General features: G+C 34.1%; 8 protein-coding genes. All 8 read left to right on the forward strand.

The features are described from left to right. The coding region (locus VGE71_RS18825; protein ID WP_331139680.1) for a M23 family metallopeptidase at positions 1–2,734 on the forward strand (2,734 nt) is incomplete at its 5' end. 97 nt (positions 2,735–2,831) lie between these two features. Continuing rightward, entirely contained in the window at positions 2,832–3,452 is a 621-nt protein-coding gene (locus VGE71_RS18830) for a hypothetical protein (RefSeq protein ID WP_331139681.1), read from the forward strand. A 140-nt stretch (positions 3,453–3,592) separates the two neighbouring features. After that, positions 3,593–3,754, forward strand: a complete 162-nt coding sequence (locus VGE71_RS18835; RefSeq protein WP_331139682.1) for a hypothetical protein — start codon at positions 3,593–3,595, stop codon at positions 3,752–3,754. 379 nt (positions 3,755–4,133) lie between these two features. Then, entirely contained in the window at positions 4,134–7,160 is a 3,027-nt protein-coding gene (locus tag VGE71_RS18840) for a TonB-dependent receptor (protein ID WP_331139683.1), read from the forward strand. A 27-nt stretch (positions 7,161–7,187) separates the two neighbouring features. Next, on the forward strand, positions 7,188–8,777 hold the full coding sequence (locus tag VGE71_RS18845; RefSeq protein ID WP_331139684.1) for a RagB/SusD family nutrient uptake outer membrane protein: 1,590 nt from the start codon (positions 7,188–7,190) through the stop codon (positions 8,775–8,777). Positions 8,778–8,942: 165 nt separating this feature from the next. After that, on the forward strand, positions 8,943–10,034 hold the full coding sequence (locus VGE71_RS18850; protein WP_331139685.1) for an endo-1,4-beta-xylanase: 1,092 nt from the start codon (positions 8,943–8,945) through the stop codon (positions 10,032–10,034). Positions 10,035–10,196: 162 nt separating this feature from the next. After that, positions 10,197–11,096, forward strand: a complete 900-nt coding sequence (locus tag VGE71_RS18855; RefSeq protein ID WP_331139686.1) for a PKD domain-containing protein — start codon at positions 10,197–10,199, stop codon at positions 11,094–11,096. A gap of 92 nt (positions 11,097–11,188) precedes the next feature. Next, positions 11,189–12,601, forward strand: coding sequence for a hypothetical protein (locus tag VGE71_RS18860; RefSeq protein WP_331139687.1), 1,413 nt, complete (start codon positions 11,189–11,191; stop codon positions 12,599–12,601). Positions 12,602–12,774: the final 173 nt, after the last annotated feature.

Genomic DNA, 12,774 nt, shown 5'->3' on the forward strand with positions numbered 1-12,774 from the left:
TGAGAGCCTACTTAACCAAAACTCTAAAAGGAAAGAAGATATCAATTGGGTTGTTTATAAAGACGGAAAAAAACTAGGAACTGAGTTTATAAATGAAGGAACATCATTTAGTTATAATTTTGATAAACCAGGAGCTTATATAATTGAGGCATATGGAGAAAAGGCTGGAGCAAATAAAAAAGCAAAAGCAAATGAATCTGGATTTGTAAAAGTAAATATAATTGCACAAGAAATTCAAATTTCAGCTCCTTCAGGCGCTAAAGGAGAATTCGTAAGACCTTTTACAGAAGAAAAAATGTTTAAAGTATCTCTAAAAAATACGACTGTAAAAACATTAAATCCTCTAAAACTTTACTATCAAATCGAAACCGCAATTACAGGTAAAACAAATGTAATTACAGAGGAGCGAGAATTAGATGCATCAGGAATTATAAAATTGGCTATGCCAGATTTAGGGACTTACAAGATTAAAGTAGTAAGTAAGGATCAGTACGGATTGTTTAAAGAGTATAAAACTTCAGTAATTAAAAATGAAGTAAAAAGCATTGGTTTAGCTGATGGAGAAACAACCAGCGTATTTTTATCAGGCATTCCAAATCAAAAAATAACTTTAGAAGCCAAAACTTTCAAAATAAATCCTGCTACTGATGAAGAAAAAGAAGATGTGAGATGGATGATTTATGATTCTAACAATAAACCTTATTTAGTTTCTCAAAATGATCTGATAACAGAGGGAAGAGATCCTAAAAAATCATACCTCCACAAATGGAAGGAGTTTAGCATGCCAATTCCTCAAAAGCAAGGATATTATACAGTCGAAGCATTTAGTAATCGTCAAAAAGGTGTTCAATCAGGAGCTACTTTTAAAATAGAAGTAAAACAGCCGGAAATAACGGAAGCTTATTGGACATGGAGAGGCGGAAGCAAAAAAACATCTTCTGGTTTTTCAGGAGAAAACAATTACATAAAGGCACTTATTCCTCGCTATGAAAATCAAAAAGTTAGAGCTTATTTTTATTTGGACAATGTCAAAACGAACCATTACATTGATATTAAAACCAATGCGAAAGGTGAAATTTTTAACAAAATAAAGTTTGATGCCAGTTTTCAAAATGCAATTGGGGTCCAAAATAGGAAAAATGCCAAAATCGGATTCAAGCTATTGGGAATCCAGAATAGTAAGCCTTATCCATTTAAATCCCCAGCTAATTATGAAGCTGATACCACTTTGTCTGTAACAACAGAGAAAAAAATAGTTGATATTTATTTTACTTATGGTGGCGTAAGAGTAGGGAAAGAAGATGAGGTTCCATTTGGCAAAAATGGTGCTACTGTAACAATAGTAGCCAAAACCCAAAATATGGTAGGTGATGAAATTGAATTAAAAGCTCATAAAAGAGAAAAAAGTCCATCTTTTATTGGTAAAGCAAGAGTAGAATCGGAAGGAGTCGCCACAACAAGTTTCCTTTTAAAGAACATGGATAAAAAACTTAAAATTGGAACAAAAATAGAATATTATGCAGGTGTTGAAGGTTATTCTACACAACATTTGGATCATAAGAATAAGGTTTTGGTGATGATTGTGGGGGAAGGGAAAGCAAGTAATAAATTTGATGAAAATGATCCACAATTAGTTTGGGGAGCTAAGGTGAGTAAAGAGTTTAGAGTTAAAGTAGTTAAAATTTGTAAAGAACTTTGGCCTAATAATACTTTGGAAATGGCAAATGGATTGATGGCGGTAATGAATAGGGAGACGGGTGATACTTTTGCTCCTCATCGAATAGAAGGTAAAAAACTAATTCCAAAAGAACAATTAACCAAAGACTCATTTAATTCCTATGATGAAAAAGGTAACCGATCTTCATTAGCAGTGGGACTGATTCAATTTACTCAAAAAGCACTTACAGATATGGGAGATTATAAAGGAGGCGGATTTGATGAACTTCACACTTTAAAACTTAAATATGCAAATATGACCCAATTAGAGCAATTAGAAAAAGTTAAAAAATATATGAAGACTGTCGCTACCTTGCCTACAAAACCAGAAGATATATATTTAGCTGTTTTTGCTCCTGCATTTGTTGGAAAGAAATTAGATGATACAATGTATGAATTAGGTACTAGAGCATATAATAAGAATGCAAGTTTAGATGTAGATACAACAAAGAACGGTATACAACTTAAAGAGCTACTCGATGCATATTACGAGAATTATAATAATGGGAAATATACTAGGAATATATGGCATAATCCGCTTGATAAAATGGAGTTGAGAGGCTGGTATAATACATGGAGGCCAGAAGCCAGTAAGCATGGTGTAATTCCTACAAGAACTGCTGGGAAACATGACGGACTTGATTTGTATGCCGCTGTTGAGACACCAGTATTTGCTTGTGTTGATGGAGTTCGAGTAAAAGTTGGCCCCTCCCCATCTACAACTTATGGTAATACTGTTACTATAATGGGATATTATAGCGGAAAGTTATATTATTTCTTTTATGCTCATTTGAGCAAAGTTTTTATAGAAATAGGAGAAAAGGTTCAGGCAGGTAAAATTATTGGTCAGACAGGTAAAACTGGAAGTACTGCAAGTAGCTTATTGCCGAAACAGTGTCATTTGCATTTTGAAGTTAGAAAATCAAGTGCAAGCCAAGGCGCTGCTATAGATCCACTTGATGTAATAACTGAATTAAAAAATATTAATATGAATCCTAATCCAGAAAATCAAAAATAATAATTTACTACTTTAGTAAAAAATAATTGATGAAATGAAGAACTGTATTGTCCTCCTAGTTTTTACTATACTATCTTGTAATCAAAAAAACGAGAATGTGTTAACAAAACAAAATACAAGAGTAGATAAAATTTTAGATGATAAAAAAGAAAGCTATTCTAAAAATAAAAGATTTGAAATCGGCCAAATATATAAGGGTAGTGTTATTAGTTCTGGTGGCGCAAGAGTTAATTATGGTTTTGGAAAATACATATTTGATAAGACGCAAGAAGATTATTTAATAGATTCAACTATAGTGACAACAAAAGGTATTACAGTAGAAGAAGTTTTGTTTAGGCCAGAAGATTATGATCAAGATGTAATAAAAATCAGTGATTTTCTTGATGGGTTAATTAAAGCAAATGGTATTCTTTCGATGGGACTCTTAAAAAAAGAGAAAAATTACAATTGGAAATGCGTTGATGTAATCGATGTCGAAAAAGCAACTGATACAAGTGAATACCCAACTTTAATAGGGAACAATTTAGTTTTTAGTACTATATGTGAAACTGATAAAGGGCATTTTTGTTGTGCTGTTGTAATTGATAAAATAAATGCTGCCGGACAATACGAAAAGGTTTTAAAAGCATATAAACTTGATTTGGTGAATGAAAAAATTATTCAAATCGATCTAAAAAAAGAAAAAGTAAAATGCTTGCCTGAATCATCATGTGATTAATTTTTAACCTATAAAAAAGAACTCTTTTAGAAAGAAAAATACAAGCATTGGAAGAATTACGACCCAATTCGTTTTGTGTCTTCAAGAGGTAAGGTTAATATTTATGAGCGCCCAGATCTAACTTCTAAAATTATTGCTAATTGAAATACAATGATTGGATTATAATAAATGATACTTTAAAAAAAGAGCAACATAATAGTGAAAATTGGCTTGATGTTTATGACAGAGCGCATATTGAGAAAGGTTTCATTTTGAATAAAAACTTAGCTGAGAAGCCTACCTATCATTTGCCTGTAAAATAAGTAATTCTGATAGACAGAATTTCTGAAAAAAGCGCAAAAATCTTTTTGATTTTTGCGCTTTTTTTATTCCTGAAAATACCCACAAAAAGTAATTCTGAAGAAAAAAAATAATGAAATACGACGTCATTATTCCAATTCTAAAAATTATTGTTTTTCTTGCTTCTTGATGATTGTTGTAAAATTTTAAATGTCTGATAATTTTTTAAGTTTTTTATTACGAATTCCGTTTTTTAAGGCTTTAGAAGAGGTAAAATTCGCAAATAAGCACATTCGTGCCCCTAAATGCGAATGTTTTTCTCCCCTCAAAACGTCATTTAATAATCACATTTGCAACATAAATCATGACTGATTTCTATCTAACTAACCAAACAAAATACTTATGAAAAAAAACAAACCTGTAAAGATGTTTTTTCTTGGAGGAAATTATCTAAAACTAGTTTTATTATTTCTGATGTGTCTCCTCTCAACCACAGCGAGTGCACAAGAAAGTTCGATTACCGGAAAAGTAGTCGATAATGCAGGAATTCCTTTGCCGGGTGTAAATGTACACGCCAAAGGAACTTCAAAAAGCACTCAAACCGATTTTGACGGAAACTTTACAATCAATGTCCCAGCAAAAAGCACCCTAGTTTTTTCTTTTATCGGAATGGATGAAGTTTCGGTTGAAACGGAAAACAAGAAAAATCTAAAAGTTGTACTTAAAGAAAGTTCGCAAGCCTTAGACGAAATCATCGTTGTAGGTTACGGAACTAAAAAGAAAAGTGACGTAATCAGTTCTGTGGCTTCGGTAAAACCAGGCGACATGACAAAAGTGGCAACTTCAGATGTGGGAGAAATGCTTCGTGGTAAAGCGGCCGGAGTTCAAGTAAGTTTGGCTGATGGTGGTCCAGGAAGTTCGTCTTCGATTCAAATTAGAGGAAAAAAATCGATTAACGGAAGCAACGAGCCAATCGTAATCGCAGACGGAATTGTAATCGGGAATATTAATGACATTAATGCGAACGATATTGCTTCTTTAGAAATCTTAAAAGATGCTGCCGCACAGTCTATTTATGGAGCAAGAGCTTCTAATGGTGTTATCTTAATTACAACTAAAAGAGGAAAAACAGGAAAAGCCAAAATCTCTTATAATGGTTTTTCTGGAATTCAAACCATCAACAGAAATTTTGATGTTTACAGCGGAGAAGAATTTGCTCAGCTAAAAAGAGAAGCCTACAGAACAAGTAATGGAGGAGTTTACAGACCAGACGATCAAGTTTTTACTCCGTTAGAATTAGAATCTGTTCAATCTGGAAAATATATCGACTGGGAAAAACTGGTTTTAAGAACTGGTGTAACCAATAACCATAGTTTGAGTATTTCGTCTGGAACAGATAAAACAAGTATTTTTTCGAGCATCAACTACATCAATACTTCTGGAGTTGTTCCGAATTCAGATTATGAAAAAGTAGCGATGAGAGTAAATGTAGATCAAAGAGTTACCGATTGGCTGAAAATCGGAATGAATGTTTCGCTTCAGTTTTCTGAATCAGATCGTCCGAATGTGGGGAATATTTTAAATAATGCGATAAATACTTCTCCGTTAGGACAAGTTTATAATCCAGATGGTTCTTTCCGTTATTTACCTGGAGGAATTCAAGAAACCCCAAATCCGCTGATTGATGTTTACGAAACCAATACCAACGAGTTGAACCGAAATGATATTATGAATGTTTTTCTGGATATCAATCTTGCCAAAGGTTTTACTTATAAATTGAATGCCAGCCGAAGATCTTGGAATTTCAAAGCAATGAGTTTTAATACTTCAAAATCACTTTCTGGAATTGCCAATTCAGGCCAGGGAAGTGGATATATCCAGTATAAAGATAATGTAGAATATCAATTGAGTAATATTTTGCATTACAACCTGAATTTAGCTGAAAAAAATCACTTTAATGTAACTGGAGTTTACGAGATTACTTCATCAGAATACAATGATTTCATAAACTCAGCAAGTAGAATTCCAAGTGATATTTTAGGAATTTATGGTTTAGAAAGTGCCTTCTTAAATACGCCTTTAATTGGAGGAAATGAAAGATCGCTGATTTCTTTTGCAGGAAAATTAGAATATGATTTTGATAATAAATATTATGTTACAGTTTCAGGAAGAGCCGACGGATCTTCAGTTTTTGGAGCGAATAATAAATGGGGATTTTTTCCAGCGGTAAACGCAGCGTGGAATGTTTCTAACGAAGAATTCATGAAAGAACACGTTCCTGTTTTAAGCAATTTAAAATTAAGAGCGAGTTATGGTAAGGTTGGAAATCAGCCGAAAGATCCGTATCAAAGTATGGCAACTGCTACACAAAGAGATTATATTATTAATGGTGTAAAAGTTTCGGGTTATGTTCCAGGAAATCAATTGTCAAATCCAGATTTAAGATGGGAAACTTCAACGCAATTAAACTTGGCAGCCGATTTCGGTTTATTCAAAAACAGATTAAACGGTACAGTTGAGGTTTATAATACAGATACTTCAGATTTATTGATTTATGAAACGTTGAATGCCAACACAGGTTATACAACGAAACTTTCGAATATTGGAAAAGTAAACAACAAAGGTCTAGAAGTTTCCTTAAACGGAGATGTTATCAAAACGAAAGATTTTAGACTGAATCTTGGAGCGACTTTCACTAAAAACAAAAATAGTATTGTAAGTATCTACGGAAAAGATGCTGATGGAGACGGAAGAGAAGATGATGCGGTCGGAAACTTATGGTTTATCGGAAAACCAATCGATGTTTATTACCGTTACAAAGCAATTGGAATTTATCAAGAAGGAGAAAATATTCCGTTGGTGACAGGAACTACTTTATATCCAGGAGATATCAAATTGTGGGATGCAGATCCATCAAACGGAGCGAATCCGAATCCAGATCAAGACAGAGTAATTACGTCTAAAATGCCAGATTGGTTCGGTACTTTTTCCATCGCTTTAGAATACAAACAATTCGATTTTTCAGCAGACATTTATACTGTTCAGGGTGTTACCAGAGACAATTTATTTTTATACGATTATGTTCGTGGAGGTTCTTTAAGAGGAGTTAAAAACGGAATCAAACAAGATTATTGGACACCAGAAAATCCTGGAGGAAATTGGCCAAGACCAAGAGACGGAAATGATCCACCTTACATTAACACTTTAGGATTACAAGATGCATCGTATGTACGTTTACAAAACGTTTCTCTTGGATTCAAATTTCCAGAAAGCACTCTTAAACCATTAGGATTAAGCAATATGAGATTATATGTTACGGGAAGTAATCTAGTTACACTGACCGATTATCAATCTTATAGCCCGGAAAAAGAGATAAGCGATTATCCTGAACCTGTTACTTGTGTTATCGGTTTACAAGTAGGTTTCTAATTCAATAAAATAAAAAATAACAAGATCATGAAAAATATAAATTTTCTATTTGTTTTGATTTTCGGACTTTCTTTAGGACTTACTTCGTGTGAAGATTTTCTGGAAGAAACAGTAAAAGATCAGGTTTCTGTAGATTATATCTACAATTCTCCAGCCGGTTTAGAAGTTGGAGTGAATGCACTTTACAATCAGATGCGTTTCTATAATTTGCCATCTGGAGACAACAGCGATTTGTGGGCCAACGTATTTTTTATGGTGGCAACAGATTTAGGATTGCATAGAACTTGGAACACGCCTTACGGGACAGGTCATAATCCGCAATCTTTTACAGGTTCAAAATGGATTCAAGGCTACAAAATTATCGACAGATGTTCGGCAATTATTACTTCAGCAAGATCAATTCAAATGGACGATGCTGCAAAAAGGAGATTAGTTGCTCAAGCTCGTGTCATTAGAGGCGAATTGTATTTGGATTTAAAACAAATGTATGGAGGAATTTTAATTGATACGATTCCGACAACACCACAAAATATCAACGATCCAGTGGAATACAAAGTCGCAAGTGATGCAGATGTTTACAGATTAATTGATGCAGATTTAGATTATGCTATTGCGAATCTTCCTTTCAAAGTAGATCCAGGAAGATATGGACAAGGCGTTGCAAGGCACATTCGTGGAAAAAGTGCTTTATGGCAGCAAGACTGGGCAGGAGCAGCAGCACAATTTGATGCGATTATCAATGATGGAACTCACGGTTTAGTAGCACTTGCAGATGTTTGGGGACAAAACGGAAATCATAAAGAATCACTTTTTACCTATCAGAAAGACTTTTTATTAGGACCTGAGGATAATTTAGCCGGAGGCGGCGGTTCTTGGTTGAGCAGTGTTTTTACGCATAGAACGTATGAGTTGAATGCAAACGAACTAATTCAAGATGTAGCTTACGGAGGTCAAGCGTTAGGTTGGTTTTATCCAAACAATTATTTGAAATCGCTTTACGATCAGGCAAATGATTTGAGATTCAAGACGTATTATTATTCAGATAATTATCAAGATTATAAAATCAATGTTCCAGGAAATCCAAAATTCGGACAGCCTATTACCAATCCAGCCATTGCGGCACCAAACGGGAATTATAGAGCTTGGCATTGGAGTTTGAAAAAATATCATGATACAGAAAAACTGCCGATGACTTCAAACAGCTACAAAGATTATATGTATTACCGATTGGCAGAAACCTATTTATTGGCTTCTGAAGCATATCATAATTTAGGTAATGATGGAAAAGCATTGGCCTATTTGAACAAAGTAAGAAGAAGAGGTTACACTGGAAATCCTGAAAGTACCGTAACCACTTTTGATTTGACAGCTTGGACATTAAACAATTATTTAGACGAATCGGCAAGAGAATTAGCTTTTGAAAACAACAGATGGTTTTTATTGAAAAGGTTAGGGCTTCTGGTAGAAAGACAGAATTTGTATTTCCGCTCAAGTCCATCTGGAACTATTTCTGGCGAAGTACAATTAAAAATGACTCCAGTAATGGTTAACATGCCAATTCCGCAATCGCAAATTGATCTGATGGGAAAACCCGCTGGATTTAATGTTGGTTATTAAAGTTTGATTTAACACATAGAAAAGTGAAACGCCTTTATTCAGTTTTTAATAGCTATGATTCTATGTGTTAAAAATAAAAATAAGGTTAAGGTTAAAAGTTAGTAATAACCCATTCGGAAGTTGGAATAATCCTGATCTGACTTCCGAATTTTAAAAAGAAAAATGATGGTAAAACAATATATTTTAGGAGCATTAACGGCCTTAATGTTTGCATCCTGCAGCAACGACGAAAAAGTAGTTTTTATAAATGCAGACGAAGGCGACACTGGTAATCCAAATCCGATTACGCAGACCTTAAAAGAAAAAGCAAAATTTAAAATTGGCGCTGCGGTTAAAATGAGAGACCTGCAAGGAGAAGCCAATTATAAAAATGCCGTTTTAAAACATTACAGTCAAATTACAGCTGAGTTCGAAATGAAAATGGCGAGTATCTGGACTTCTTCAACGGCTTACAATTATACGGCAGCCGATTATTTAGTTGGTTTTGCACAAGACAATAAATTGGAAGTTCACGGACATACTTTGGTTTGGTACGATTCATTTCCAGAATGGTTTAAAAATGCTAAGTACGATTCTATTGCTTTCGAGTCAAAAGTAAAAGTTTACATTACTGATGTCGTAGGTCGTTACAAAGGAAGAGTAAAAAGCTGGGATGTTGTTAACGAAGTTTTTGCTGACGGCGGAGCAATGAGAAACGAAACTGTGATCAACTCGCTGTTTAAAGACCCAATCGGATTTTATGGAAGATGTTTCCGTTACGCAAAAGCAGCAGATCCAGATGCAAAATTATTTTACAACGATTACAGCGTGGTTTTAGATGCTGGAAAAAGAGCCTCAATCAAAAAAATGGTAACAAGGTTTAAAGCGAATGGAGTGCCAATTGATGGTCTAGGAGATCAGTTTCATTATGCGACTGATACCAACAGACAAACGATGAAAACGGGTTTTACCGACATGGCCTCTACAGGATTGTTAATTCATCTTTCAGAATTAGATATTAAAGTGAATACTAATAAATCAGACTCTTATGTATTTAACGATACAGAAAATCAGAAACAAGCTGAAACCTATAAATACATTGTATCGATGTACGAAGAATTGCCCCAAACTCAAAAATTCGCTATTTCAACTTGGGGAGTTACAGACAAATACACTTGGCTGACTACTTTCTGGCATTTCAAAGAATATCCGTTGCTCCTAGATGCTGATTATAATAAAAAGCCAGCTTATCAAGGATTTTTAGATGGATTGAAGTAAAGAATATAGAAAATAGAATATAGAACATAGAGAATAGGTTTAGGATTATTTGGAAAATCTCTAGCCTTTGTTCTTCGTCTATCTTTTCGAACAGAAGAAGTCTCTTTTCTATATTCTGTGCTCTATTTTCTAAAAAAAAATTAACCAAAAAAAACCGAAATCATGACAATAAAATTAAATCATATAGCCAAATTCAAATATTTGCTTTTCGCACTTTTTGCCGTTTTGTTTTCTTGCGAAGATGATGTACGCGAAGTTTATCTTTATAAAAAAGGGACAATTGAAGCGACATCAACAAATACTACAATAAAAGGAGGAGAAACAGTAACTTATACCGATTCGTCAACAAAAGTACGTGCTATAAAATGGACATTCCAAGGTGGATCTCCAGGTGCTTCTATCGAGCCAGTTGTCGAAGTAAAATATACTAAAGCAGGAACTTTTACCACAACTCTTGAAATAACACATACTGATAATACAGTCGAAAAGAAAACTTTTACTGTTGAGGTTGAAGCACCACCAACACCTCCAATTGTTATTCCAACCGATGCTCTTAAAATTTACTCTGAAAATCCTGATTTCACTAAAACTGCTCCTGTTTTAAACTGGGTTTCAAGCAATCAGTTTGTAATTAAAGAAGTAGCAACAGATGGTTATGAAGGAGCTTACAGAAACTTCACTCTTCCAGCTACACCTCCAGCAGCAGAAGCAAAATGGGCAATGGCAATTTTACAGTTTGTAAACTTTACTGATATTTCATCTTACACCTATATCAATATGGCAGTAAGAACAACGAGTACAGGAAAAATCAGATTTAGAATGAAAGATGCAACAAATACTGGTTATGTAGAATTTGATGCCACAAGTAATTTGTACGGATTAAAAAGAGACGGCGCTTGGAACATGGTTAAAATCCCAATTGCTGATTATAAAAAACAAAATGCTGCCTTAGACTTAACCAAAATCAAAGACATTTTAGTATTAAGAAGTGTTGATCCAGAAGACGTAAGAGCTTTAAATAATTACACTTTCGATATTGATCATATCTATTTGTCTAAATAATTTTTTTTTTGCTCCACATTACACTATTTCCATTATGGGACAGTTTTGCTCTGTCCCATAATTTCTCATAAAATAATTAAAAAACGAATTTAATGAAACATTCCATTTATGTATTGTTCTGTTTTATAAGCCTGATTTCACTACATGCACAGAATAAAATTACGTACCAGAAAGTCGAAGCCAGACAAAACGCATTAGATCCAAAATGGGTGGCTTATGATGCTAAAACAATTGATAAACTTCCTGGATTTAAAACAAAAAAACAAGAACCAATTTCAAATTTTGGAGGTTTTAAGGTTTGGCAGAAAGAAGCAACAGGATTTTTTAGAACTGAAAAAATAGACAATAGATGGTGGATTATTGATCCCGAAGGTTATCCGTTTATTTATAAAGGAATTGCCGTTTTCAACGCGGGACGTTCTGTAAACCAGCAGAAAGCATTTGATATAAAATATGGGAGCAATGAAAATTGGGTTAAACAAGAATCAAAATTACTTCGCGATAACGGATTCAATGGCGTAGGAGCGTGGTCGAATGTTAATTTGGTTCGAAATGCAGAAAATCCGTTGGTTTATACCGTAATTATCTCGCCAATGGGAATGTATCATTCGGATCACATTAAAAAATATGGCGGAAAATATAAGGAAGCCAGCTGGCAGAATTACCGTTTCGATTTGGTAATGGTTTTCGATAAAGAATTTGACGCTTATGTCCAAAAAGCGGTAGAAGAGGTTTCTCAATACAAAAATGATAAGTATTTGATGGGTTATTTTACTGATAATGAGCTTCCATGGTACAACGACGCATTAGATAAACATTTAACTTTATTGGCCAAAGATGAGCAGGGATATTTAGCTGCAAAAGCATGGCTGGATGAAAGAAAAGGATTTAATGCATCATTATCCGAGGTTAATCAGGAAGATAGAATGGCTTTTACAGCTTTTTATTTTGAAACCTACATGAAAAAAGTAACCGAAGCGCTTAGAAAAGCAGACCCGAACCACATGTACTTAGGATGCCGTTTCAATCAGGATAAAGAGCAAGAATTGACAAATCCTGAGATTTTTAAAGTAGCTGGAAAGTATATGGATATTATCTCTATCAATCATTACAGAAAATGGGAACCAAATCAGGAATTGATGAACAATTGGGGAGAATGGTCAGGAAAACCGTTTTTAATTACAGAATGGTACACCAAAGGAGAAGATTCAGGATTGCCGAATAATACAGGCGCAGGATGGTTGGTTAGAACACAAAAAGAAAGAGGACTTTTTTACCAAAATTTCACTTTGGATTTGCTTAAAAACAAAAACAGCGTAGGCTGGCATTGGTTTAAATATATGGATAACGACCCGCAGGATTTAAGCACAGATTATTCGAACAGAGATTCAAACAAAGGAATTGTAAACAGCAATTTCGAACCATATCAGCCTTTACTAAAAGAGATGAAAGTCATTAACGATAACGCTTACGAACTGACACGTTATTTTGATAAAAAGAATTAAAAGTTAGGAATTAAAAATTAAAAATCAGCATGTGTAAATAGAACGCGGATTAAACGGATTTGCTTTCGCAAAAGCGCAGAAAAAAACAAATTTTATTTTATTGAAAAATCCGTTTTTATCCGCGTCCAAATAGAGTTGCCGCATTAAATCATATAATTAAAAATAAAAACAAT

Source organism: Flavobacterium sp. (assembly GCF_036405015.1).
GTDB lineage: Bacteria > Bacteroidota > Bacteroidia > Flavobacteriales > Flavobacteriaceae > Flavobacterium.

Bases quoted from the DNA above. Each gene is read 5' to 3' on its own strand.
- VGE71_RS18840 (WP_331139683.1), top strand. From the start codon at position 4,134: ATGAAAAAAAACAAACCTGTAAAGATGTTTTTTCTTGGAGGAAATTAT.
- VGE71_RS18845 (WP_331139684.1), top strand. From the start codon at position 7,188: ATGAAAAATATAAATTTTCTATTTGTTTTGATTTTCGGACTTTCTTTA.
- VGE71_RS18850 (WP_331139685.1), top strand. From the start codon at position 8,943: ATGGTAAAACAATATATTTTAGGAGCATTAACGGCCTTAATGTTTGCA.
- VGE71_RS18855 (WP_331139686.1), top strand. From the start codon at position 10,197: ATGACAATAAAATTAAATCATATAGCCAAATTCAAATATTTGCTTTTC.
- VGE71_RS18860 (WP_331139687.1), top strand. From the start codon at position 11,189: ATGAAACATTCCATTTATGTATTGTTCTGTTTTATAAGCCTGATTTCA.